General features: G+C 36.1%; 22 protein-coding genes, 1 tRNA gene, 1 pseudogene and 2 riboswitches. Of the genes and pseudogenes, 7 read left to right on the top strand and 17 right to left on the bottom strand.

Annotated features, from left to right (window positions below; translation table 11 throughout):
* Nucleotides 1-7: 7 nt before the first annotated feature.
* Complete coding sequence (locus BAU23_RS24530) at nt 8-925, bottom strand: ABC transporter permease (protein ID WP_000289323.1); 918 nt, start codon at nt 923-925, stop codon at nt 8-10.
* 137 nt (nt 926-1062) lie between these two features.
* Nucleotides 1063-1168: riboswitch (SAM riboswitch) on the bottom strand.
* Between the two features lie 172 nt (nt 1169-1340).
* On the opposite strand from BAU23_RS24530, the gene BAU23_RS24525 reads away from it, so the two are divergent.
* Nucleotides 1341-1556: a DUF3951 domain-containing protein gene (locus tag BAU23_RS24525; RefSeq protein WP_000371400.1), complete on the top strand. Its 216-nt coding sequence runs from the start codon at nt 1341-1343 to the stop codon at nt 1554-1556.
* Nucleotides 1557-1574: 18 nt separating this feature from the next.
* Here the strand turns inward: BAU23_RS24525 and BAU23_RS24520 are convergent, their stop codons facing one another.
* The 6 genes from BAU23_RS24520 to BAU23_RS24495 form a co-directional block, all read right to left on the bottom strand.
* On the bottom strand, nt 1575-2078 hold the full coding sequence (locus tag BAU23_RS24520) for a hypothetical protein (RefSeq protein WP_000756513.1): 504 nt from the start codon (nt 2076-2078) through the stop codon (nt 1575-1577).
* 233 nt (nt 2079-2311) lie between these two features.
* Nucleotides 2312-3571, bottom strand: coding sequence for a multidrug effflux MFS transporter (locus BAU23_RS24515; protein ID WP_000757491.1), 1260 nt, complete (start codon nt 3569-3571; stop codon nt 2312-2314).
* Nucleotides 3572-3688: 117 nt separating this feature from the next.
* Nucleotides 3689-5407: a DUF3981 domain-containing protein gene (locus tag BAU23_RS24510; RefSeq protein WP_000668929.1), complete on the bottom strand. Its 1719-nt coding sequence runs from the start codon at nt 5405-5407 to the stop codon at nt 3689-3691.
* A 78-nt stretch (nt 5408-5485) separates the two neighbouring features.
* Nucleotides 5486-6019 (bottom strand): MFS transporter, encoded by a 534-nt coding sequence (locus BAU23_RS24505; RefSeq protein ID WP_000222371.1) that lies wholly within the window; start codon nt 6017-6019, stop codon nt 5486-5488.
* A complete protein-coding gene (locus tag BAU23_RS24500) occupies nt 6016-7452 on the bottom strand; it encodes an FAD-binding oxidoreductase (RefSeq protein WP_071735305.1) in 1437 nt (478 codons plus the stop codon). Before BAU23_RS24500 ends, BAU23_RS24505 begins: the two co-directional genes overlap by 4 nt.
* Before the next feature lie 117 nt (nt 7453-7569).
* Complete coding sequence (locus BAU23_RS24495; RefSeq protein WP_071735303.1) at nt 7570-8334, bottom strand: hypothetical protein; 765 nt, start codon at nt 8332-8334, stop codon at nt 7570-7572.
* A 156-nt stretch (nt 8335-8490) separates the two neighbouring features.
* Between BAU23_RS24495 and BAU23_RS24490 the strand changes: the two genes are divergently transcribed.
* The 4 genes from BAU23_RS24490 (at nt 8491) to BAU23_RS24475 (ending at nt 12187) form a co-directional block, all read left to right on the top strand.
* The gene (locus tag BAU23_RS24490; RefSeq protein ID WP_000643845.1) at nt 8491-9399 is read left to right on the top strand and encodes an NAD(P)-dependent alcohol dehydrogenase; all 909 of its coding nucleotides are present in this window, start codon (nt 8491-8493) and stop codon (nt 9397-9399) included.
* A gap of 80 nt (nt 9400-9479) precedes the next feature.
* Nucleotides 9480-9593, top strand: a riboswitch (SAM riboswitch).
* Nucleotides 9594-9678: 85 nt separating this feature from the next.
* Nucleotides 9679-10491 (top strand): MetQ/NlpA family ABC transporter substrate-binding protein, encoded by an 813-nt coding sequence (locus tag BAU23_RS24485; protein WP_000756967.1) that lies wholly within the window; start codon nt 9679-9681, stop codon nt 10489-10491.
* Between the two features lie 12 nt (nt 10492-10503).
* On the top strand, nt 10504-11544 hold the full coding sequence (locus BAU23_RS24480) for a methionine ABC transporter ATP-binding protein (protein ID WP_071735301.1): 1041 nt from the start codon (nt 10504-10506) through the stop codon (nt 11542-11544).
* Nucleotides 11519-12187 carry a methionine ABC transporter permease gene (locus BAU23_RS24475; protein ID WP_000527158.1) on the top strand — a complete coding sequence of 223 codons (669 nt, stop codon included), beginning with the start codon at nt 11519-11521 and terminating at the stop codon, nt 12185-12187. Before BAU23_RS24480 ends, BAU23_RS24475 begins: the two co-directional genes overlap by 26 nt.
* A gap of 48 nt (nt 12188-12235) precedes the next feature.
* On the opposite strand, the gene BAU23_RS24470 is transcribed toward BAU23_RS24475, so the two are convergent.
* Nucleotides 12236-13012 (bottom strand): SDR family oxidoreductase, encoded by a 777-nt coding sequence (locus BAU23_RS24470; protein WP_071735299.1) that lies wholly within the window; start codon nt 13010-13012, stop codon nt 12236-12238.
* A gap of 500 nt (nt 13013-13512) precedes the next feature.
* Here BAU23_RS24470 and BAU23_RS24465 point away from each other — a divergent pair, with 500 nt between their 5' ends.
* Both BAU23_RS24465 and BAU23_RS24460 read left to right on the top strand, forming a co-directional pair.
* Entirely contained in the window at nt 13513-14829 is a 1317-nt protein-coding gene (locus BAU23_RS24465) for a DUF5068 domain-containing protein (RefSeq protein WP_071735297.1), read from the top strand.
* A gap of 159 nt (nt 14830-14988) precedes the next feature.
* Nucleotides 14989-15495: a DoxX family membrane protein gene (locus tag BAU23_RS24460; protein ID WP_000236347.1), complete on the top strand. Its 507-nt coding sequence runs from the start codon at nt 14989-14991 to the stop codon at nt 15493-15495.
* Between the two features lie 181 nt (nt 15496-15676).
* On the opposite strand, the gene BAU23_RS24455 is transcribed toward BAU23_RS24460, so the two are convergent.
* The 9 genes and pseudogenes from BAU23_RS24455 to BAU23_RS24420 form a co-directional block, all read right to left on the bottom strand.
* Nucleotides 15677-17641: a S9 family peptidase gene (locus BAU23_RS24455; protein ID WP_000864885.1), complete on the bottom strand. Its 1965-nt coding sequence runs from the start codon at nt 17639-17641 to the stop codon at nt 15677-15679.
* A gap of 286 nt (nt 17642-17927) precedes the next feature.
* Nucleotides 17928-19730: a glutamine--fructose-6-phosphate transaminase (isomerizing) gene (gene glmS, locus BAU23_RS24450; RefSeq protein ID WP_000334146.1), complete on the bottom strand. Its 1803-nt coding sequence runs from the start codon at nt 19728-19730 to the stop codon at nt 17928-17930.
* A 12-nt stretch (nt 19731-19742) separates the two neighbouring features.
* Nucleotides 19743-19927 (bottom strand): annotated as a pseudogene (locus BAU23_RS31060) (hypothetical protein).
* 286 nt (nt 19928-20213) lie between these two features.
* A complete protein-coding gene (gene glmM, locus BAU23_RS24445) occupies nt 20214-21560 on the bottom strand; it encodes a phosphoglucosamine mutase (protein WP_000521477.1) in 1347 nt (448 codons plus the stop codon).
* Nucleotides 21553-23046, bottom strand: coding sequence for a CdaR family protein (locus BAU23_RS24440; protein ID WP_000359611.1), 1494 nt, complete (start codon nt 23044-23046; stop codon nt 21553-21555). Before BAU23_RS24440 ends, glmM begins: the two co-directional genes overlap by 8 nt.
* The gene (gene cdaA, locus BAU23_RS24435) at nt 23039-23860 is read right to left on the bottom strand and encodes a diadenylate cyclase CdaA (protein WP_001115705.1); all 822 of its coding nucleotides are present in this window, start codon (nt 23858-23860) and stop codon (nt 23039-23041) included. The genes BAU23_RS24440 and cdaA overlap by 8 nt, the downstream gene beginning before the upstream one ends.
* Nucleotides 23861-24107: 247 nt before the next feature.
* On the bottom strand, nt 24108-25001 hold the full coding sequence (gene rocF, locus BAU23_RS24430) for an arginase (RefSeq protein ID WP_000711584.1): 894 nt from the start codon (nt 24999-25001) through the stop codon (nt 24108-24110).
* Nucleotides 25002-25269: 268 nt separating this feature from the next.
* Nucleotides 25270-26415, bottom strand: coding sequence for a glycerate kinase (locus BAU23_RS24425; RefSeq protein ID WP_071735295.1), 1146 nt, complete (start codon nt 26413-26415; stop codon nt 25270-25272).
* A 128-nt stretch (nt 26416-26543) separates the two neighbouring features.
* Nucleotides 26544-26610 (bottom strand) — tRNA-Ala (locus tag BAU23_RS24420).
* Nucleotide 26611: the final 1 nt, after the last annotated feature.

Here is a 26611-nt window from a genome sequence, read left to right as displayed (position 1 = left end):
CCCCTCCTTACGTAATAGAACGAATACGCGGATCAACAATACGATGAATGATATCTGTAATAAAAATACATACAATTAATAGCGAACTATAGAAAATGGTTGTTCCCATAATTACCGGATAATCTCGGTTAAAAATACTATCTACAAAATATTTTCCTAAACCAGGAATTGAAAATATTTTTTCAATAACGAAAGTTCCTGTTAAAAGTCCAGCCATTAATGGGCCAACAAATGTAAGTACCGGAACAATTGCATTTCGAAGAGCATGTCTTATAATGATTTTCTTAATTGGTATACCTTTCGCTCTCGCTAGCTTAATATAATCACTCTGCAACACTTCAATCATATTAGAGCGAACAAACCTTGTAATAACCGCGATTGGTCCTAACGCTAATGCGAAGGAAGGTAATACAGTATGCTCGAAGGTTCCCCAAGACGCCACTGGTAGTAATTCAAATTGGATGGCGAATACTTGTATAAAGAGTGGCGCTAAAATAAAACTAGGAATGGAAATACCGAGAATCGCAAGCAAGCTCACACTATAATCAATCACTTTCCCATGATATAGCGCGGCAAATGTACCTGCGGCAATTCCGACTAACAATGAAATAACAAGTGCTTGTAAACCAATAATTGCTGACGGTCCAAAACCGGTTGTTATAATTTCCGATACACCTTGACCTGTCGATTGAACAGATTCACCAAAATCAAAATGAACTACCCCATCCAAATAAGCAACATACTGATTCCATAACGGTTCATCAAGGTGATACTTCGCTCTCATGTTTTGTATCACTTCTTCAGGAAAGATTTTCGCATCTGACGAAAATGGATCCCCTGGAATAATATGCATAATTAAAAATGTTACTGTCGTAATAACCCATAGTGTAAATACCATAACCGATAGTTTTTTAATAACATACACTTCAATACCCCCCTAAACAAATGAATTTACTTTGTTTTATTGACATATTTGTTCCCATTACTCCTTCTCCACTTCTTAAAACACAAAAAGCCTTGATCTTAAAAAATAAGATCAAGGCTTAATAAAACTATGCCCATCACTTATCTTTCAAGCCTTGCTTGCTGGAATTAGCACGGTGTTCCTACTACAGAACCCGCTGCTGAGGTGTCATAGGGCCAGTCCCTCTACCTCTCTGGATAAGTAAATTGCTATATTATTATTTGGTTCAAATTGTATATTTCGAATTATAATTCTGAAAAAAAGAAAAGTCAATCAAATTGGATATATTTAGAAAAATCAGTTTTTAATGGTATTATTTCTTAAAGTCACTACTTTAACCTATAATAAAATTAATTACTTTAAAGGAGTTTATAAGATGGATCCCTTACTTCTAGCCACCATAGGATTGCCATTAACAATTGTCATACTCGTAACCATCGGCTTCTACAAACTCTTCATTAAGAAGAAACGTATCACTTCTTTTTATACTCCATTCGATAATATTACTGGACAAACAATTTCGGAATTTCACGAAGAACAGAAGGTATTGGTATCCGAGGATGAAGACGGAGATGGTAAGAAGAAAAAATAACCTTGCGCATGCGCAAGGTTATTTTTGGGCCTCTGTTTGAAAACGTTTATAGTATGTGGATGCTGTTGCAAAGTTAATTTCTATATCACGAATCAACGATGAATCTTCTTCTTTAGCTAACTTCTGTAATTTTTTCATCGCTTGTTCCGATTCATCCAAGAAACCAGCATATACCTCATGCTCTTGCTCTTTCGACTTTGGAACACGAATTTCTTTACGTATATGATCAATATCTTCTAACATGCTCGTTGTTACCTTTTGCACGTCTTCCTTATATTTAGCATTCGTTATTTCCTTACCGCCCTTTTCTTTTGCCACTTCAAATAACTGTAATGCTTTATTGATTTCTTTGTTCATTTTTATATCATATTTTTCATGTACTGCAAGGTATTCTTTCATCTCTTCTGTTTGTTCAGTAGATTGCTCTACCTTTTCTTTCGGTTCTTTCGTATCTTTATTTCCATTACACCCTGCTAGAAGGAGCATACCTCCCATTACAGCAATACCCAAAACCTTCTTCATCTTCAATTCTCCTTTTATCTACAGCTACTTCTAATTATAGTTTCTTTTATCTCCACTTGTTTTATTATACCGAGAACATCCTAAATTTTGTACTTAAGATGATTTCTTAATATATATACCCACATTTTTGTCACAGTATCGTCACTTTATGCAAGTAACTTTTGCATGAGTTATTTCAAAGAAATGAAAAAAGAGCTGATTCAAAACATGTTTGAATCAGCTCTTTTTATGAATTAAGCCTCTAAATTTTGTCTTTGTTGCAGTTCAAACTGCTTTTCACTTCTTTTTGCCATGAATAAATAACATAACACAGCACCAATTTCACAAAGAGCTATAACAACACCCATAGGAAGTGCTGTATTGCTTCCACCAATACCTACTAGCGGTGCTACAAGTGCTCCTGAAATAAACTGTAATAAACCTAGTAAAGCTGATGCTGTTCCTGCTGCTTGTTTTTGATTTCTCATCGCTAACGAGAAGCCGGTTGTTGATACAACCCCAACACTTGATACAACAAGAAATAGCGAGCATAAAACACCGATTAGCCCTATTCCTAATACGATTGTAAGTAGTAACGACAGACCGCCAACAGCCGCAATAATAATACCCGCAACAAATAAAGTTTTCTCATTAACTTTCCCCGCTAAGCGGCCAGTAACTTGGCTAGCAATAATAATACCAATACCGTTAATTGCAAAGAACAAACTAAACTGTTGTGGTGATGCCCCGTATATATTTTGCAACACGAACGGTGAACCAGAAATATAAGCAAACATTGCTGCTGTTACTAATCCTTGCGACAATGCATATCCCATAAATAAACGATCTTTCAGAAGCTTTCCGTATGTTGCAAGCGTTCCTGATAATCCACCTGTCTCTCTTTCTTCAAGAGGTAATGTTTCACGTAATACGAAAGTAGCTGATATTAGCATGAATACACTAATTGCTCCAAGAACGATAAAAACGCCGCGCCATGATGTGAACTGTAATAATTGCCCTCCAATAATCGGTGCCAAAATAGGCGCTGCTCCGTTTACTAACATAAGCAGTGAGAAAAACTTCGTCATTTCAGAACCTGAATACATATCGCGTACCATTGCACGTGATATAACGATACCAGCAGACCCTGAAGCACCTTGTAAGAAACGTAAAAGCACTAAACTCCAAATCGATGGTGCAACAGCACAAAGTAAAGAAGAAGCAACATAAATAATAAGAGCGATAATAAGAGGTTTGCGTCTTCCGTAAATGTCACTAATTGAACCAACAAATAACTGGCCCACTGAAAGCCCAAGTAAACAAGCTGTCAATGTAAGCTGCGCAAGAGATGCCCCCGTTTGTAAATCATCTGTTAACTTCGGTAAAGATGGCAAATACATATCAATCGATAATGGCCCAATTGCCGTAAGTGTCCCTAATACAAGAATCATCCATAACCTGTTTGTCTTTACAGGTTTATATACTTCGTGATTAACTCCATTCACTTTTTTCATTCACCCTTTCATATAAATGTCGAATCGTAACAATTATAGTTACAACATAAATATACGTCAAGTATACTGTATTTTCCTGTTTAATAATGTAAAAAAAGCGATAGAATCTCTATCGCTTTACTTTTTCAAATTACTATTTGTAAATTTAGATACAGATGCCATCGTTTCTCCTGTGTCTAAATATGTGATTTGAATTGGATCTCCTACTTCTGTAAACATTGCATATGGGAATTTCTTCGCTGGTACCATAAATACTTTTTGCTCATTTTCTAATAGTACGTACACAATCGTATTTTCACCTGATTTTTCTTTATACACACGTTGTACAGTGCCTTCTTTTTGCGCTTCTTTCCCATTTGAAGTCGGTCTAAATGAATCACCACTTCCGCTTAGCGCATTTTTATAGTTCTCAAGCGCTTCTTTTTGCGTCGAACCTGACGCAAACACTTTTGCATTAGAAGCATATATAACAGTATGAGCACGTACTAACCCGCCGTCATCAATAACTGGTACAATCCAAGAAGGCTTACCGTATACGTTATAAATAACTGGCATTGTTCCATGCCATTTCTCTCTCTTAAAGGAATTATCTACTACTTCTGTAGCAGCCGAACCGTCCATAATTCCTTTCACTTCTTTTCCGTTATAGTAATACAACTTTCCTGTACGTGCATCAACTAATGAGTAACCGAGAGCAGAATCTACTCCTTCTTTCGGAGAGGTAAAGTCTGTAAAGTAATACAGTTTACCATCCTTTCCGAAGATAGGTGTAACGCCCTCCTTCGTCCCCCACTCAGTCGGAATCTTCATGTCAGTTTGTGAGAATTTCGTATTCCAAAATCCGTGAATGTATTTTCCGAAGTACGTATTTAACGTAGATGCTGTTTCATGATTTAATACACCATCAACGAATTTAGGTGCATTCCCTTTATCATATCGCTTCACATCACCTGTTTGTGCATCAACAACGACAACGCCTTCTACTTCAAACCCTGATCTTCCTGAAATAAACTCACCGTATGTCATTGTATAATACGGTTTTCCTTTATCATCAACTTCAAATTTGGGTTTCCCTTTAAAAACTAAATCTGGCTCTGCTTTTCGAACAGCACGTTCTAATTTATTACCAAAAAACATACTTGGTACATACTTCATTTTATATCCAAGATGTAATTTCGCTTCCGCATCAGGATTTGTACCTGACATTGTTACGTAACCTGGTATTGTTCCTGCCTTACGCGCTTTAAAAAATCCCGAAACTTCTATCGGTGCTACATACAAGGCTTCACCATTTACCATTTGTGGCGTTAATTCCCCTAGCTCAAAATAAGCTACTTTCGGAATATCACCAAATACCTTTTTCATTTTATTTTCCGCTGTTTTAGGCGGAACTGTAAACGGTTGGTCATTTTCAGTAAATGTCTCTGAAATATCTTTCTCTACCTTCACGACCGAATCATATTTCTTTTGCGAGATTACTATATCGTGCAAATAACCAAAATAGCCGTAACTTGCGAGTAAAACAAACATTAGAAGTCCTTTTAATGTACCTTCTAATTTCCCTACCTGCTCTTGTGAAAATAAAACAAGCCCAATTAAAACCGCTACTGCAACAGAATAATGAGTAAGAATAGAATCTGCTCGATCATCAATTAGCCAGAAATATTCATAGATTGCAATACCTATCCAAAATAAAACAGGAATAACTAAAATAGATGATTTCTTACCCTTTACAACTTTCTCATTTCCTCCTTTATCCACCGCGCGAATTTTATTACCGCTTCTAGTCCATGGAATCAAAAACAAAGTGAGAATAGCTAAAACTATAAATTTCATCAAAGGCAATGTCCCCTTTTCTTTTGTCTTCTCCATAAGTATAACAAATAAAGGGTAATCAGGTAAAAATGGGTATGATTATATTTTTTTGCTACTTAATACAATTCCACTCACTGCATATAAAATAGATGCTATATAAAAAATGGTGCCAATCGTAAAGAAATCTACTAAATATCCCGTTGCAATAACTGCTACTGCTCCTCCAACCGATGTCCACACATGATATTTTCCAATTTCATAACCAGCTTTTTTCTGTTCTACCTTTCGTGCTAACGACGTCTTCTCCGTATTACGCTGCACAGCACCTAAAATACCCATTAAAATTTGGAGAATGTATACATGCCAAACTTCTGTTGCAATAGGAAAACAAAGCATTAATATAGCCATAGACCAGGCGTATATAATTAATAACTTTCTATCACCTACTCTATCAGAGGTTCTTCCAACTAACGGATATACTAGAGCTGAAGTTAAGGCAAATAAGCCGTACGCCCAGCCAAATTGCGAGAAGCTATTCCCAACATTTCGAAGCAATAGAATGTAAAAAGGAAATACCATACTTCCCGCCATCATAATTATGCTTTGTGACGCTACAAATCTTCTATATGTCATTTGCTATACTCCTTATAAAATAAATTCACAAACCTTTCCTCTGGGTCTACTTCCTTCTTCTTCTGAAGGAATTCTTCTATACGAGGATATGCTTTCTTTAGTTGCTCTTTTGCCGGATAAGAATAATACGGTAAATAATAACTTCCATTATGCTTTAATGTAACATCAATCATCTTTTGAATGACCACTTTTGTTTTCTTTATTTCATCCTCAGAACGCCCTTGATTAATTAGAAGCACAAGCGCAAACATATCATCTTTCGCATAAGATAGCACCGCATTCTCATTCTTTTCTACATAGCGGATTGTAATGTTAAGAAGGTTTAATTCCTCTTCATTTAAAACACTTCGCAAATCATCTATATACTCTGCAAAACCATCTATCGGTATAAAGTACTCTTGTAAAACTTCGGTCAAGTTTGGATTATCGTATTCCATAAAAGCACTATCAGATCTCATTACGTTATTTCGCGTTTCGTACTTACCATCTGTACGTTCAAAATAACTTCTTTGTATATCCCAAAATGCGCCCTTTCCCCAGTCACTATAACGTGATAACCCAAGTAAGAATTTCGGCACAGCTATAATATTTTCTTCTTTTAATTTGCTGTACTCTCTCAGCTTCTGCTGATCTTCTGATAGTACATAATCTGTCACATACATTTCTTTTAAAAATGAATTTGGGGCAACAGAAATACGTGCTAAATGCATGCGTATATTCTCGTCCCTTCGTACTTTATTCTTAAAGTATGAAGAGTATTCTTTATAATCTAGTACCTTCGTATGCGTTTCATACAATTCATCGTTTGTTAACTGTAGCGTCACATCTAAAATTACACCAAACAATCCGTATCCCCCAACTACATACGGAAACAAATCAGCATTTTCTTCTCTACTTACATTACGCACCGTACCATCTGCCATTAACAATCTGAACGACTCTACTGTATCAATCAATGCTTCATGACGAATATCGCGCCCATGTACATTTACACTTAATGAACCACCCACAGTAAAAATATTTTGAGATTGCATCACTTGAACTGCAAGACCATATGGATTGATTTTCTTTTGAATGTCATTCCATGTGACACCGCTTTGCACCCTAATCCTCTTCTTCTCCGGATCGAATTCTAATATTTCATTATACCCTTTCATATCAAGCATCGTACCGTTCGGATAATACGTCTGTCCGCCTTGGCTATGTTGCATACCTGCAATAGAAATCTTCTCTCCAGAAACAGTTGCATCTTGCACTAACTTTTTTAATGAACTTTCATCTTCAGCATTTTCAACACGTTTAATTTTCGTTGGAAGTAACTTCCCTACATCACTCATAATAGGATGATCCAGTTGCTCTTTGTATGTATATATAGATGTCGCGAGCAACACTGTATACGCTACAATAACAGCTGCTATCTTTCTTTTTTTCAAATGGCACTCTCCTCTTCTAACGTTCTTCCTCTTCATATTGTACCTACTTTCCTACGAAGAAGGTATTAACAAAAAGAGAGAGACCCTTTATTTTAGGTCCCTCCCTCATCAAAACTATTACTTTGCTGCTGGCAGCTGTATTGGCTCAAACTTTTCGTACGATGTATATTTTGCATTCGTAATAATGTGTGCCTTATCCTTACCATTACTACTCATAATCATATCTATCTTCGCTGATTCATATTTAAAATCTTTTGTAATGATGTATTCTGCATCCACTTCTTCTATCTTTGCATTTTGTGCTTGTAGCATTTTCTTCTGCGTTTCATCCATGCTAGTTAACATACTCTCTGTTTCTTGCCCTTTTAATATAAACGTCAGCTTATATTTATCTCCGCTTTTCTCCATCTTCATTTTATCTAAAACTACTGCTGGCACTTCTAAATTATCTACAATATCTTGAGTTGCTTTCATCCCGCTAGCATTTAATTGCTCCTCCGGTACAGATATAACTTCTCCTGTATTAGGATTTTTCACCTGACCAGCAACTTTACCATCCACCGCATACACTACAACCTCTGTACCAGAAACATTCATTTCAGAACGAGAATTCTTTTTCTTTGGCTCTAATTGCATTTTAGCCTTTAGCAGCTCCATCTCTGTTCCTTCAGCTTTTATCCCTACATCATATGTCATCGTTACATGTTCTTCATTTTTAAAAGCTTCATTCGCTTTCTTGAAAACATCTTTCGCTGCTAATTCCTTCTCTTTTTGAACCGATGCTTTTTTCGGTTCATCCGTCTTTGTTGTTTTCTCATTACTACACCCTACACCTAAAATAACTGCAAGGATCATACTAGAAGTTAAAATAAGTTTTTTCATAATTTCTCCTCCTTTCCAAAAGGATATCATCTATTTTCCTTTGAAATCTATATACTTTTTAATATTTCTATTTCACTTTATTTCTCGAATAACAACATGTTTAAAGAAATACTTAAATATGATGTAAATAAAAACAACTAAATTCAGGAGGTCATTATGAAAGCAATTATTTGCACAAAGTATGGGCCACCTAATGTTCTCAAACTTCAAGATGTAGAGAAACCTACTCCAAAAAAGAATGAAGTATTAGTTAAAATTCACGCAACAAGTGTAACAACTGGAGATTGTAGAATGCGCGGCTTTAATAGCCCCCTTTTATTTTGGATTCCTATGCGGATTATATTAGGTTTTAAAAAACCAAGAAAACCTATACTCGGCGTCGAGCTATCTGGTGAAATCGAAGAAATAGGAACAGATGTAACTCAATTTAAAAAAGGAGACCAAGTTTTCGCATTAACAGAGCTTAATGTCGGTGGTTATGCAGAATATACATGTGTGCATGAAAGCGGATTGATATCATTAAAACCTACCAATGTGACGTATGAAGAAGCTGCCATTATTCCTTTTGGCGGAACTTCAGCTTTACACTTCCTGAGAAAAGGACGTATAAGAAAAGGGCAACAAGTACTTATATATGGCGCATCTGGTTCAGTAGGAACAGCTGCCGTACAACTTGCTAAATATTTTGGCGCGACCGTTACAGCTGTTTGTAGTAATTCAAACTTTGAACTCGTGCAATCTTTAGGAGCTAATCACGTAATTGATTATACGAAAGAAGATTTTACAAAGCGAGCTGAACGCTACGATATTATATTTGATGCAGTTGGAAAAATTAAAAGATCCCTTTGTCAAAAAGTATTAACGCCCAATGGAAAATATGTATCTGTTAACGGAATGATGGCAAAAGTAAGTAAAGAAGATATGATTCTACTAAAAAAATTAACTGAAACAGAAAATTTAAAACCTGTTATTGATAGAATTTATCGCTTAGAAGAAATTCCAGAAGCTCATATATATGTAGAAAAAGGGCATAAAAAAGGGAATGTTTCCATTACCTTAAAATAAAATATATTCAGAAAATACCATTGACAATTCTTTTTGTAAGATTTACTATTAGTACCATATTTAAAAACTACATACACATACTCTTATCAAGAGTGGCGGAGGGACTGGCCCGATGATGCCCGGCAACCGAGCTTATAACGTATAAGCTAAGGTGCTAATTCCTGCAGAACGATTTTCGTTTTGGAAGATAAGAGAGGAACCTATTTCGTCTATTCGGCACCTCTCTTATTTTTGAGAGGTGCTTTTTATTTTGGAACGTATATTAAGGGGGAATTATAGATGAAAAAGGTATTATTAAGTATTGTAAGTGGAGCTGTATTATTGTTAGGTGCATGTGGTGCTAATTCTGATAAAGAGGTAAAAGCATTAGATGAGAAAAAGATTACCGTTGGTGTAACAGGTGGACCGCATGAACAAATTTTTGAAAAGGTGAAAGAAGTTGCCGCAAAAGATGGTCTCGAAATTGATGTAAAGGTATTTAATGATTATGTAGCGCCGAACGTATCTTTAGATGAAAAAAGCCTTGATGTAAATAGCTATCAAACTAAATCTTATTTAGACGTATTTAAAGCTGAACGTAATATGAAATTAACTGAAGTATTTTCCACAGTAACATTCCCTATGGGTGTGTATTCTAAAAGCTTAAAAGATGTAAAAGAATTAAAAGAGGGCGATGCAATCGCTGTCCCAAATGATCCAACAAATGAGCTTCGTGCTTTAAAGCTATTTGAAAAAGCAGGGGTTTTAAAAGTTGATCCAAAGGCTACAGAAAAAGCGACTGCAAAAGATGTAATTGAAAATCCAAAAAATTTAAAGATTGTTGAATTAGAGGCATCTCAATTACCAACACAGCTAAGTGAAGTAAAGGCAGCTGCAATTAATACAAACTTTGCATTAGGTGCAAAATTAAGTCCAGCGAAAGATTCTATTTTCCGTGAAGGAAAAGATTCACCATATGTGAACTGGGTCGTTGTTCGTACTGAAAATAAAGATGATGCTGTTGTAAACAAATTAAAGAAAGCTTATCAATCTAAAGAAGTAAAAGATTTCATTGAGAAAAAATTCGATGGTTCTGTTTTACCGTCTTGGTAGGAGCTGACTATAATGATTGAATTAAAAAACGTCTCCAAAGTATTTACAACAAAAAAAGGGAATGTTGAGGCCCTTAAATCAACTTCCCTTAAAGTAAAAAAGGGCGAAGTATTTGGAATCATCGGATATAGTGGCGCTGGCAAAAGTACATTAATTCGTTGTGTAAATTTATTAGAAAAACCAACGACAGGAAATATCATTGTAAATGAACAAGATTTAACAACCTTATCAACAAAAGAACTCGCAAAAGCAAGACAAAAGATCGGCATGATTTTTCAAGGATTCAATTTACTTAAAACCGTTACCGTTTATGAAAACATCGCACTACCCTTACGTCTATCTGGTCTTCCCAAAAATGAAATTGAAAAAAGGGTAGAAAAGTATTTACGTATTGTTGATCTCTTTAATAAAAAAGATGCCTATTCAAGCGAATTATCTGGTGGTCAAAAGCAACGTGTAGCGATTGCTCGCGCACTATCTCATGAGCCTGAAGTTTTATTAAGTGATGAAGCAACGAGCGCATTAGATCCAGAAACGACCGATTCTATTCTTGATTTATTATTAAAGATCAACGAAGAAATCGGAATTACGATTTTGCTAATTACACACGAAATGAATGTCATCCAGCGTATATGTGATCGAGTTGCTGTAATGGAACATGGATCTGTCGTTGAAAGCGGGACTGTGAAGGACATTTTTACAAATCCACAACATGTAACAACGAAGAAATTTGTAAATAGCGCATTTGCAGCTAAAATTCCAGAAGAGGTACAGAAAGAACTACAAAGCACTGGGGAAATTGTAACACTTTCATTTATAGGAACCGCTTCAGGAGAACCAGCGTTAGCTGTCGCTACAAAACGTTTTCAAGTATATCCGAATATTTTATCAGGCAATATTACGCAGTTAAAACATGAGGCATATGGGAAACTGACCGTTCATATGCAAGGCGAAAAAAATGAAGTACACCGTGCCTTATCATTTTTACAAGAACAAGGGATCATCGTAGAAGGAGGTAGAACAGATTATGGGAAACAAGTCCTTTTTGGATGAGTGGGGTAACGTAATATGGGAAGCAACAATTCAAACATTTCAAATGACATCTATTTCACTACTTATCTCTATTCTTATTGCATTACCACTCGGTGTCACACTTGTTTTAACGAGACCTGGTGGACAGCGAGAAAATAAAGTTATCTATCCTATTCTTAATACAATTATTAATGTCATTCGCTCTCTTCCATTTATCATTCTATTATTCTTTATTTTACCTTTCACAAAGTTTCTAATGGGAACGTCCATTGGCGTGCAAGGTGTTATCGTACCACTTGTCGTATTTACAGCCCCTTATATTGCACGTTTAATGGAAACTGCTTTATTAGAAGTGGATCGCGGTGTCATTGAAGCATATCAAGCAATGGGAGTCTCTACTATAAAAATCATTTGGCACGTTATGGTTAAAGAAGCTCGTCCGTCTCTCGTACTTGGATTAACAATCGCAACAATTGGCTTAATCGGTGCAACAGCAATGGCTGGACTTGTAGGTGCTGGAGGCCTCGGTGATCTCGCATATCGATTCGGACATTTACGCTACGAACCTGAAGTAATGTATGCAACAGTCTTTATTTTAATCATTCTCGTTCAAGGATTACAGTCATTAGGAAATGGTATAGCACGAAGATTGAAGAAAGATTAAAAAGAAGGTATCTCACTGAAATGAGATACCTCCTTTTTATTTATAAACTTATCTCTTAAATCCACCTTCTGAATGAATAACTTGTCCTGTAATCCACCCGGCTTCTTCGCTCACTAAAAACTTAATAAGTCTTGCTGCATCCTTTGGCTCACCAATTCTGCCGAAAGGAAACATCGGTCTTAATCCTTGCTTTATCTCCTCAGTCATCCAACCCGTATCAGTTGGACCTGGGTTAATTGCATTCACCGTTATCCCTAAATGAGCCACTTCTGCTGATAACGTACTAGTGAGAGCATCAATAGCTCCCTTCGTTGTTGCATAGGCTAGTTCTCCAGCCATAGGCCCTTTAAATTGCCCCGAAGTAATATTAACAATTCTACCGCCAGATTTTTTATCAAATCCTTGAGCAAACTTACTACTTAATAATGTAGTGCCGCGAACATTTACCATGTAATGCTTATCCAACTCTTCGGCAGTCAAATTAGAGAAATCATTATTCGTGGAATACGCTGCATTGTTAATTAATATATGAGGGTACCCTAGTTGTTCAGTAACTTTATTTATAAGCTGATTTGGCGCATCATTCTGAGCTAGATCTAATTCCATGCTCGATACTTTGACACCGTTTTGTATCAACTCTTCTTTTAATTGTATTTGTTCATTTTCATCAACGCCCCAAGGCATCTCTTTATCGTATTCTGTCCAATACGTAAAAAATATATCGTATCCAGCCTCTGCTAACTCTGTGCAAATAGCTGCTCCTATACCGTCTAGACGACTTACACCTGTAACAACAGCTACTTTATTTTTTAATTGATTCATCATATACTCCTCCAAAGTTAAAGGGCGCATATTTTATATAAGAGATATAAATTTCCCCACATAGGCATCTATCCTTACAAAAGGGATGTACAAGCTAAATATGCAGGCCTTGAATGATTCATAGATAACTAAATAAACCCTCACTTACGAGAGAAAAATTCATCTATCTAATTTCTAATCATTACAAGTTCGTACGCATATCGAGTCTTTGTCCCCTTTCAATATATCTCTATTATTTACTCTAACAAAAAGATTCAATATTTAAAATAGAAAAGATAATCTTCTCTCTCTTTTGGCGGAAAAATATTGTAATTACCTATATAAGCTTTAACTATGTTTCTATTAAAAATAACCATTAAGATATCAAAATAATAAAAACAATCAGAAAAACACTGGTAAATACTGGTTCACTTTCTTATAATAAAACGTGGGGCTAATGCGAGAGATATAAAGGGTCTGATTATACAGACCCAACTGGTTTTAAACAAATAGGGGGAAGAAACATGTCAAAAAAATTACTTTCTTTATTTTCTACACTAATCGTAGCAGCTTTTGTAATAACTGGCTGTGGTCAAAGCGATACGACAAATAAAGAACAAAAAGAAGATGTAACGCAAGAAAACAAAACAGAAAAAACGGATACAACGAAAGAAAATAAACCTGAAGAAAAAAAATCCGAAGATAAAAAAGCTGAAGATAAAAAAGCTGAAGATAAAAAGCCTGAAAATACAGCTACTAGCTCAAGCGATTACTCTAAGCTGATTTCCTATATGGAAAAAGAAACAGGTGGTAAAACAAAAGTTCTTTTTGAAAATAAGGAACCACAAGTCTATAAAGCTGAAGATGTTTCAGTAACAATGAATGGTTATACATTAGTTGAATTAAATGGATTCCATACAAACTTCGACATTCCGTTTAATCGTCAAACAGAGGGCGGAGTTATTCTTGTGAACTACAGCGTAAAAAATAGTTCAGCTAAAGATATTTATTATATGCCAGCATTGGACATGTCATTTACTGGTGCTCAGAAAGCATATAGTAACTATAGAGATTTAATTCCAACAGAAGATCAGCTACCAACTAAGCTTGCTCCAACGAATGATTACTTAGTAAAAGCAGGAGAAACTATTTCTGGTTATATCGCTTATCCATTCGGAAAAGATGATCTAGCAAAAATTTCAAATCTCTCAACGGTCTCAGTCACAGTCCCAACTGCACAAGCTAATAAAGGAAAATTTGATGCTCCAATCGGAAGTCCTGGAAGCTTTTCATTAAGTTTAAACAAACAAGGTGCTGAAAAGGTTGCAACAGATAACACTTTCTACCAAGATAAAGCTACAGCTAATAACATGGGCGATAAAAAAATGTTAAAAGAGAAATCAAGTATTAATAACAGCCAAGAATTAGGTGCTGTTAATGTTACATTAGACGGATACCAATTCACTCAATTCACACCAAATTCCGTCGAAGCTCCACGCTTTGCAAATTTTAAAAACGGTCTTGTTCTGTTAACAGTAAAATTCAAGCTTGATAACAAAGATGCTCAAGACGTTTCACTATCTCCTATAAGCTCTACATTAAGAGTGAATGATGGTACACAATATACGATTAATGAAGGTATGCTATTAAATTACGACTATAACGCTGCAGTTAAAACTGGAACATCTGGAGAATTGCTGCAAGTATATATTTTAGATCAAGAGCAGTACGAAAAGATTTGGAAAGAAAAAAGCTTTGAGATTGAGTTAGGACCTATGAGAAATAAAGAAGCTAAAGATATTTCACAAGGTAAAAAAGTTAAATTTACATTACCTAAATAAATTACTAAACATATAATAGAAAAGGCATATAACATATGATTGTTATATGCCTTTTTTATTTTATAAAAACACCATTTTTGTTCACACTTTATCCATTGTGAATTTATTCACAATGGATAAATAATAAACATGTAAATACAATACATTGGAGGGATTTCAATGGTTATCAATTTTTTAAGAACTGATAAACGCGCTACTTTCATATTATTATTTTTACGACTTTACATAGGATATGCATGGCTCGCTGCTGGAATAGGAAAAGTTTTTGGACAGTCTTTTGATGCAAGTGGTTTTCTAAAAGGAGCTATCGCTCAAGCATCAGGTGACCACCCTGCAGTACAAGGTTGGTGGGCAGATTTTCTTCAACATTTTGTTCTTCCAAACGCAGACCTATTTAGCTTTTTAGTTCAATGGGGAGAAATTTTAGTAGGACTAGGTTTGATTTTAGGTGGATTAACAAAAACAGCTGCATTTTTCGGCATCATAATGAACCTTTCATTTTTATTAAGCGGAACTGTTAGTGTAAACCCAAACCTACTTATTTTAACTATGTTCATTTTAGTTGCAGGACAGAATGCTGGGCGTATTGGATTAGATGGTTATGTTTTCCCAAAACTTTTCAAAAAAAATAACCGTGAAGCATATAAATTAAGTAAAACTGCATAAGAACAGTTCACCTTTTAAATATAAATAAGAAAAGAGCCTACATTCAGGCTCTTTTCTTATTTACACCAAAATATTTCACAGTTTGCCTTATCCGAAATGTTAAACTCAATCATATATAACCGGATAAATGTGTACGACTTTATTTCAAGCATCTAAAAAGCTTAAAGACTAAAACAAGCCATTATAAAACCCTAAAATCTTTCATACTTTCCCCAAGAATATAGTGTGAAAACCACATCAGATTCTGTTTCATAATAGCTACATTCATTCCCGGCTGATCAGGACTATATGCCATTCCTTTAAATATAATTAATTCTGTATCAACTTCCATATCCCTTAACCCTTCATATAGCTCATATGCATTGGAAGTTGGAATCCTTGCATCCTTTTCGCCATGTTGGATTAAAGTGGGCGTACAGGCTGATTTAATATATGTCATTGGTGATGTTTTCGTATATATATCTGGATCATTCCATGGAGTATTTCCTAAATGCATTCTAATAAAGTAAGGGATATCTGTATTTACATAATGGGTACTCCAGTTAGTAATTCCGCCCCCAACTGAAATAGCTTTAAATCTACTACTAAATGTAGAACAGAAAGCTGATATATATCCTCCGTTGCTCCATCCCATAACCCCTACTCTATTTTTATCTGCAATCCCTTTTTCAACTAGTTTATCCACTCCAGATATAACATCCTCGTAGTCAGCAATCCCCTGTTTTCTATAGTTTGCTTTTAAGAATTCATTACCATAACCAGAACTTCCCCTGTAGTTTGGTTCTAAAACGATAAAGCCTTTTTCGATAAACTGCTCAATAGGATATTTTTCATTAAAACAATCTGAAAATATTGGGAAGGATGCCCAAGCCGGACCACCATGGATTACTACTAATAAGGGATATTTTTCATTTGTGTCAAACTCTACTGGAGTCGATAAAACACCCTCTATTTCAAGACCGTCACTACTTTTCCATGAGATTATTTCCCTATTACTTTTAAGCTTTCCTTCAAAAAAGCTATTTTCATTCGTTATTTTTTTATCGTCTAAATAGATTTCAAAGGTTTCATTTGTAATAGCCTTATTATAGGATATATGATTTCCATCCCTTGTTATAGAAGCATCCATTATAAAGCCATCTACTTTGTCACTTAACATTTCCACAGTCCCATCTTCACATAGCAACCCAATGAGATAATTAGTTTTATCCTGCCATCTAATTAAAATCCCCTTATCTGTCCACTGTAATGGCATAACCGTACTATCAAAGTTTGTTAGAGGCTGAATTACCTCCCCAGTATTCATATCATATATCTCTAATATACTTTCTTGTATATGGTTTCTATAGTACTCCTTCTCCCTTATGCTTGCTGAGTAACATATTTTGCTGCCCTCAGGAGAAAAGCAAACGCTCCCGCCCAACAACTTATCTACATTCATCTTTTGTAGTTCCTCAGCTTCAACATCTAATATGTATAGATCACCATTCATATAATCGTTTAGGCTTGGTGTAGCTATAAATACAACCTTTGTCCCATCATTTGAAATATCAAAGTTATGTATATAAAAATCCTTACCCTCCGTTAATTGATAAAGACCGCTAACCTTCCGTTCCTGTTTATCATTTTGTTTCACTTTTTCTATTTCAATGTAGTATAAACAATTATTCCGATGTTCCTTACCTACATGATGGAAATCTCCATATCGTTCCTTACGTTTCTGTATTTCCTCACATTCTTTTGACTGTGCAACATAATAAAAACCTTTACCCATGGGATCCCATTTAAATGTACTAATCCCTTCTTCCTCACCAGTCATTTGAACCTCACTACAACCGTCTATTGACTTAACAAAGATCTGATTTGTATTAGCTCCGTCACCGCCTGGGCTAAGGTATGCAATAGTCTTAGAATCTGGAGACCATAATGGATGTGTACTATCTATATCCCCATCTGTTAGTGGGTAACTCTGCCCTTTATCTTTCTCATATATCCATACATGATTTCTATACGTATTGTCTTCCCAGTTAGCTGACTTTTTTACAAATGCTACGTTTTTGCCATCATCACTTACGTTTGCACTTGATAAGGACGGTAATGAAATAATCTCTTCTATACTTAAATATGTTTTTGCTTTCACTTTCATATAATAAGCCCCCTTGTAATGTCCATGAATCTATCGTCTCTTTTTGTCGTAATAAAGAAAATTGTTCACGGATACTTAAAATAGTAACGGAAAATTCAGATAAATAAAAGTAGTTCCGTTCTAAAGCCGATAAAGTAAACCTTTCATTAGTAGAGTGCCATCCACTTAGCAATTTTAGATGTTCTTTTTCGACACAAAAATATCCCTTTAGATTACATATCTAAAGGGATACAAATTCGTAAATTTATTTCAAATCCACAACTATATTTATTAACCTACCAATCTCCTACTCAACAGTAACAGACTTAGCTAAGTTACGTGGCTTATCAACGTCACACTCGCGGTGAAGTGCTGCGTAGTATGAGATAAGTTGGAATGGAATAACTGCTACTAGCGGTGCTAGTGCTTCGTGTACAGCTGGTAATACGAAGCTGTCACCTTCCATTTCTAAGCCTTTCATTGAGATGATACATGGGTTAGCTCCGCGTGCTACTACTTCTTTCACGTTACCACGAATTCCAAGGTTTACGTGCTCTTGTGTAGCAAGTGCGATAACTGGTGTACCGTTTTCGATTAAGGCGATTGTACCGTGTTTTAATTCTCCTCCAGCAAATCCTTCTGCTTGGATGTAAGAGATTTCTTTTAGTTTTAACGCACCTTCTAAACCTACGAAGAAGTCTACGCTACGTCCGATGAAGAAGCAGTTACGCGTTGTTGCTAAAAATTGTTTTGCTAATGCGTCCATTTCTTCTTTTTGATCACAAAGTACTACCATTGCATTTGCTACAAGTCCTAATTCGTGTGTTAAATCGAAATCAAGAACCTCACCTTTTGCTTTTGCAATGTCAGCCGCTAAGATTGAAAGTACTGCAAGCTGTGCTGTGTATGCTTTCGTCGATGCAACTGCGATTTCCGGTCCCGCATATAACGGAAGTGTATAATCAGCTTCACGAGAAAGCGTAGAACCAGGTACGTTTGTAATTGTTAATGCTTTATGACCCATTTCATTTGTTTGCACAAGTACTGCACGGCTATCAGCTGTTTCACCACTTTGTGAAATGTAAATGAAGAATGGTCTTTCTGTTAATAATGGCATGTTGTAAGAGAATTCACTTGCTACATGTACTTCAACTGGTACTTTCGCAAATTTCTCAATGAATTGCTTTCCAACAAGACCTGCATGATAACTTGTTCCACATGCAATGATGTAAATGCGATCGCTATCTAAAATTGCGTTACGGATATCTTGATCTAATTCAATTTCGCCATTTTCATCTTGGTACTTTTGAATAATATTACGGATTACAAGTGGTTGCTCGTCGATTTCTTTTAGCATGAAATGAGGATACGTTCCCTTTTCAATATCACTTGCGTCTAATTCCGCTGTAAACGGTGCACGTTCAATCGTTTCACCTTGTAAGTTTTTAATTGTAATACTTTCTTTCGTTACGATTACCATTTCTTTATCCATTAACTCGATAAATTGATCTGTAACTTGTAACATCGCCATAGCGTCGCTTGCAATAACGTTAAAGTTATCACCAGCACCTACTAATAGCGGGCTTTTGTTTTTAGCAACATAAATCATGTTTGGATTTTCAGCATCAAGTAATCCGATTGCATAAGAGCCATGTAAAAGAGATAGCGTATTACGGAACGCTTCTTCTACACTTAGTCCTGTGCTCACTTGTTGTTCCATAAGCTGTACGATAACTTCTGTATCTGTCTCACTTACGAACGTTACATCTTGTAAATATTCCTTTTTCACTAACTCATAGTTTTCAATTACACCATTATGAACTAGTGTAAAGCGTTTTGATGTACTTTGATGCGGATGCGCGTTTACTTTGCTTGGAACACCGTGTGTAGCCCAGCGTGTGTGACCGATTCCCACGCTTGCTGCTACATTCTCTTCTACGACTTCGCGAAGTTTTGCAATACGGCCTTTTTCTTTGTATACAATAACACCGTTCTCTGCTTGTACTGCAATACCTGCTGAATCATATCCGCGATATTCTAGCTTTTCTAAACCTTTTAATAAAATTTCCTTTGCATCTTGCTCTCCAATAAATCCTACGATTCCACACATGTTTAGTCGCCGTTACAAATGCTTACACTGCTTTGCGAACATGTAACGACATAGTCCGATACCATTTATTTATATTAAAAAAACGGATTACATATTGCTAGCCCTGTAAGCTTGTAACGGCTTTCACCTTCCTCTCGATTGGGTTAAAGTCCGTATATACTTATACAGCTAGTATTCATCCGTTCCTTTTCTCTCATCACACTTTCACCTTTGTCCACTAAGTCACCTTAATGTTTTAAGTAAAAGATTGCGGTTGTGATGAACAACCGGGAGTCATCCGCCGAAATCTCGATAAACTCCACCTCGTCAACTACACTACTTGTAGTTCTGGCGCTTTTATAATTTACAATATTTCCTTTGAGAAAAAGAACAAGACAATCTTATAACAAACAATATAAATCGTCAATGAAATTTTTTTCATTGTCTATAAAACATATGAAAAAGGAGCACTTCTTGTGCTCCTTTTAAAACAAATTTGGTAAATTATTCAGCTCCAACTTCCGCTTTCACAACTTCTACAATACGATGTACATACCCATCACAAATTTCTTGTGTCGGTGCTTCTGCCATTACACGAATAAGTGGTTCTGTTCCAGATGGACGAACAAGAATACGACCGTCTCCGTTCATTTCTTCCTCTACAACACGAATAATTTCTTTAATTTTCTCATTTTCTAATGCTAGTTTTTTATCTGTTACACGAACGTTTACTAGTAATTGTGGGAATTTTGTCATCTCGCCTGCAAGCTCAGATAATGGCTTTTTCGTCATTTTCATGATGTTTACAAGTTGAAGTGCACTTAACATTCCATCACCAGTTGTAATGTAATCAAGTAAGATAATGTGACCTGATTGTTCTCCGCCCAGGTTATATCCACCGCGTTTCATTTCTTCCATTACGTAGCGGTCACCAACTGCTGTTTTATCACTTGTAATATTGTTTGCTTCAAGTGCTTTGTAGAATCCTAAGTTACTCATAACTGTTGAAACAACTGTATTATGTTTCAATTGACCAGTTTCTTTCATATACTTCGCACAAATAAACATAATTTGATCGCCATCAACGATGTTTCCTTTTTCGTCTACTGCGATTAAACGGTCGCCATCACCATCAAAAGCAAGTCCGATATCAGCACCTTTTTCTTTTACTAATTCAGCTAAGACTTCTGGATGTGTAGATCCTACGCCTTCGTTAATATTCATACCGTTTGGAGAAGTCCCCATCGTTGAAATATCAGCTTCTAAGTCTGCAAATAAGTATGGAGCTAAAGAAGAAGTCGCACCGTGTGCGCAATCTAAAGCAATATGTAAACCAGAGAAATCTTCCTCTACAGTTTGTTTAATGTATTGTAAATACTTTTGTCCACCTTCAAAGTAATCACTCACTTGGCCAAGGTTAGTACCTGTTGGACGTGGTAACTCGTCAACTTCTTTGTCTAATAATGCTTCAATTTCAGCTTCTTGCTCATCTGTTAATTTGAAACCATCTGAACCAAAGAACTTAATACCATTATCTTGTACTGGATTATGAGATGCAGAAATCATAACACCCGCTTGTGCATCTAAAGCTTTTGTTAAATACGCCACACCTGGTGTAGAAATAACACCAAGACGCATTACTTCTGCTCCAGTTGATAATAGACCTGCTACTAAAGCTCCTTCTAACATATGTCCAGATACACGTGTATCACGGCCAATAATTACTTTTGGACGATCTGTATCTTTTGTTAATACATAGCCGCCAAAACGTCCAATTTTGAATGCTAATTCAGGTGTTAATTCCTTATTTGCAACCCCGCGTACTCCGTCTGTACCAAAATATTTACCCATTATTATTCGCTCCTTTTTCGTGCTCTTTTTGATTATCTACTGTTGGTTCTTGGCTCGTTTCTTGGCCATTTTCTTTTTCTTTGTCTTTGTCTTTTTCTTTGTCTTTATCTTTTTCCTGATCCTTTTCTGGATCCGGTTCAGGATTTTTTGGTTTTTCAGTTTGATTTTCTTTATCGTTTGCTGGATCTGGTTGTTCAATATTACCCTGTACTTCTTTATCTGGCTTTTCTTTCTTCACAATTGTGACTTTAGCACTTTTTTGTTTTGGTTCTATCGAAATATTACCAGGACCACTCACTTGAATAGAAACATCCTTCGTCCCCGGAGATACATTTTGCAGATTAATCGCAGCTGTTATTTGAGCAGCTGTTATTTTATCTACTATACTTGCTTCTCCTGAAATATCAACGCTTATCTTTCCATCTTGTGGCGAAAGTAGCTGAGCAGTAACATCATTCGGAATTCCATTTTTTTGAATCGGGATACCATCTATAGTTTTACTTTTCGTTTGTTTTACCTTTTGTACCCCTACAGAAACCTTCACTTGATTTGGTTTTGCACTTGTCACACCTTTTGGCAATAAAACAGAGGCATCGAATGTTGTAGAATCCGTCAATTGACTAAGATCTACCTCGACCCCCTCTATAGATTGTATATTATCCAAAATGTCTTTTGGACCTGCTATCGTTACTTCTTTTGGTTCAACACTAATATTTGTAACAGCTAAACCTTCTGGTAAATTACCTTTTTTCGAATATGTTAAAGGAACTGTTTTTTCGACGTTATTTGCTGTAGCTTGCGTCGCCACATTCAACGTTACACTAATTTTAGATGGACTTGTTCTTACATTTAAACGTTTTCCTTCTTTATTGTATAATGTAACTTCGGGTGTTTTTGTAACAGTTTTATTAACACCTTTCAAATCAATATACGCCTTAGCAGATGAAATACTTTCGATTTCTTCTTTCGTCCCAACTACCTCAACAGTATCAGGTTTAATGTTTGATTTTTCGAGAGTAGAACCCGCTGGCATTTGATCCTCATTTGATAATTTTAAGTCTACATGAACGTATTTTCTCGCTTTTTCATGTAGAGTAATTTTAATTGTTGATGGCTGAACTGTTCCTTTCACATCATCTGGAAGCCCGTTCGTTTTCAAAGAAACTTCATAAGTTCCTTTTTCGCTATCTCTCAAATCAACTGGTATATCAAATTGTTTTTTTGCTTTTGCTGTAGCAACTGCTGATTTTGGACCTTCCAACTTCACCTTGACTCCACCTGATGGAATACCACTTACAATATATTTCTCTTCATCATACTTAAGGGTAATAGGATAATCAGTTAATGTTTCTTTCGTTTCATTTACGAAAGGTAATATACTCGATGTCGTATTTTTTTCAGTTAAAGTTGCTGACATGAAAAGCATACACGCCAATAGTAATGAGATTCCTTTTAAAAACCAATGATTCTCCATTAACTTATCCATGACGCTTTCTCCTCCAATTCCATAAAGACGAAGAAGTCGTTTTTTCGTTCCTACTAAATTCTGCTAACAACATATCCTTCAGCTGCTCTGTCTTCAAATCACGATGTAACTCACCGTTTTTCGTTAAAGAAATTTGACCCGTTTCTTCCGACACAACTACTGTAATACTATCAGTAACTTCACTAACTCCCATTGCAGCGCGATGCCTTGTTCCTAACTCCTTAGAAATAAACGGACTTTCTGATAGCGGAAGATAACATGCTGCTGCTTTAATTGTACTTCCCTGCATAATTACTGCTCCATCATGAAGAGGCGTATTAGGGATAAAAATATTAATGAGTAATTCTGATGACACATTTGCGTTCAGCGGAATACCCGTTTCCACATAGTCACCCATCCCAGTCTCTTTTGACAACGTGATTAATGCACCTATTCTACGTTTTCCCATATATTCCGTAGCTTTCGCTATCGCTGTTGCAACAATTTCAGGTTCATCTTCCTCGTGAGTTCCCACACGCGAAAACAGGCTACCTCGTCCTAGCTGCTCAAGTGCTCTTCGCAATTCTGGCTGGAAGATAATAATAACAGCTAAGAATCCCCACGTTAATACTTGTTCCGTTAGCCAATATAGCGTATGCAATTCAAGTAAAATACTAATCATCCGGACGACAATAATAACTGTAATACCTTTTAAAAGTTGAACAGCCTTCGTGCCCCGGATTATAAGAATTAGCTTATATATAATAAACCATACAACAGCAATATCTAATGCCGTACTAAGATATTTCAAAATGGTCGTATCTTCAAAAGGCATGCTAACCCTTCCTCCTACTTACGAGCAATTCTATCCATATATTGAAATATTGTTTTATGCTCTATCTGTATGTATTTCCAACAACTAGTTAATTATACCATACATGAAACAAACGACAATTACAAACGCCCCCTTTAGCTTAAATTGGTAAGATGTCAAACTTTCTTACCCTACAGTATAATATAAGTCATTATTATACGCCTATTTTCCAATAAAAAAAGCAACTTCACAGTTGCTTTTCTTACATTTATTTCAGTTTTTCACCGAATAAAGAACCCATTAAAGCAACCGCTGTTGTTGCTGTTCTGTTTCTCTCATCTAAAATTGTATTTACTTCAACAAACTCAGCAGATGTAACAATATCAGCTTCTGCTAACATCTCCATCGCTAAGTGGCTTTCACGATAAGATAGACCACCAATTACAGGTGTTCCAACTCCTGGTGCGTCATGAGGATCAAGCCCATCTAGATCTAATGATAAATGAACGCCATCCGTATGAGATAAATACGCAATTGTTTCTTCCATAACAGCCGTCATGCCCATACGATCGATTTCATGCATTGAGAATACTTTAATGCCTTCATCGCGAATAAAGTCTTTTTCTCCTTCATCCAATGCACGTGCACCGATAATTACAACGTTCTCTTTCTTCACCTTTGGATATGCTTCATATAAGTCTACAAGCGTCGGATGTCCATAGCCTAAACTTGCAGCAAGTGACATACCGTGAATATTCCCAGATGGTGAAGTCTCTTCTGTATTTAAATCACCATGTGCATCATACCAAATAACACCTAAATTTTTATAATGTTTCGCTACACCAGCTAGCGTACCGATAGCAATACTATGGTCACCGCCTAATACAAGCGGAAAACGACCTTCTTCTATAATATGATCAACCTTACTTGCTAATTCATTACATACAGTTGCAACTTGTGTAAGGTTTCTTAATTTTGTATTTTCATCTACTTCTTTTTCTCTCTCAATACATATATCTCCCAAATCTTTAACGTCATATCCAATTTGTTCAATTCTTTCAATTACCCCTGCATAACGGATCGCGCTTGGTCCCATATCGACCCCGCGACGCATCTGTCCTAAATCCATTGGAACTCCAATAACTGAGATTTCTTTTTTCATAGATAGTATCCCCCTTTTATGCCTTCCTAAATATTTTAAATCTTTTATATAGTCTGACTCAACTCGACATTTTTCTGCATGGATATACAATATATTCAATTGTACACTCATTGAAACCTAAATTTTAAGACTATTCTATGTATAAAGTTAACTTAATGAAACAACTGACCTTTCTATCAGCCAATATTTTTATCCGCACTTTTCTCCATCATCACTCAGGATTACGCAAAATATCATCAAATAAATGAATTAAAAAACACTTCTACATTTAGAAGCGTTTTTCTGATGCTAGTTTCCACACTGCTGCAATATTTCTTGCTGTCATTTCGATATTCTCTTCTGCCCTTTTATATGCTTCTTCTAATGTCATTGGACTCGCTGTAATACTAAACACTGCATCAATTCCCTTTTCGTAAACAGTCGTATAATTCGAGGATACAGATCCACCAATAGCAATTACAGGAATATGACGACATTTCGCCCGCTTCGCGACACCAACAGGAGCTTTTCCATACGCTGTTTGTTCATCTATTCTTCCTTCACCAGTTACAACCAGATCGGCGCCCTCTATACACTTGTCAAAATTTGTATAATCTAATACAATTTCAATTCCTTTTCTTAACTGCCCCTTGAGCACCGCAACGACAGCTGCTCCCATTCCTCCAGCTGCCCCCGCCCCTGGTATTTCAGATGCATCTAAAGACACATGTTGTTTAAGTATATTAGCATAATGTTTTAAATTCTCATCTAGCTCTTTCATCATCTCTACATTTGCACCCTTTTGTCTCGCAAATACAAAAGATGCCCCGCTAGCTCCAACTAAAGGGTTATCTACATCACACGCCGCTTCTAACTTTAGATCCTTTAGGCGTGAATCAACCCTAGAAAGTTCAACAGTAGTAATCAAATGTAATGTCCCTCCAGAGGGTTCTATTACTTCACCTTTCCTGTTTATAAACCTTGCACCTAAAGCAGATAGCATACCAGCCCCACCATCATTTGTAGCACTTCCTCCAAGTCCTAAAATAATGTGTTTCGCTCCTTGATCTAATGCATGTAATATAAGTTCACCTGTCCCTTTTGTCGTTGTAATAAGTGGGTTTCTCTTTTCAATTGGAACGTGTTGTAATCCTGACGCTGCTGCCATTTCAATAAATGCTGTCTTCTTATCCTTAGACATACCATAAAAGGCTTGCACGCTCTCTCCAAGCGGCCCTGTCACATTAAGTGATATAATTTCCCCCATTGTAGCACCAACAAGAGATTCGACCGTTCCTTCACCTCCATCTCCAATTGGTACTTTAACGTACTCTGCTTCAGGAAAAACTGCTGCAAAACCTCTTTCAATAGCTCCACATACCTCCATAGCTTTCAAACTTTCTTTATATGAATCAGATGCAATGACAACTTTCATAATTATCCCCCGTTCCTTATTTACACCTTTTCTTCATTTTAAACGACAAATATGAAAGTTGCCTTTCCTAATAAAATTTAAACACAAAAAAAGCTTACATCATTTGATGTAAGCTTTCCCTATTTATATGGAGCCTAGCGGGATCGAACCGCTGACCTCCTGCGTGCAAGGCAGGCGCTCTCCCAGCTGAGCTAAG

It is taken from the genome of Bacillus nitratireducens, assembly GCF_001884135.1.
Lineage (GTDB): Bacteria > Bacillota > Bacilli > Bacillales > Bacillaceae_G > Bacillus_A > Bacillus_A nitratireducens.
This window is presented reverse-complemented; position numbering and strand designations above follow the sequence as displayed.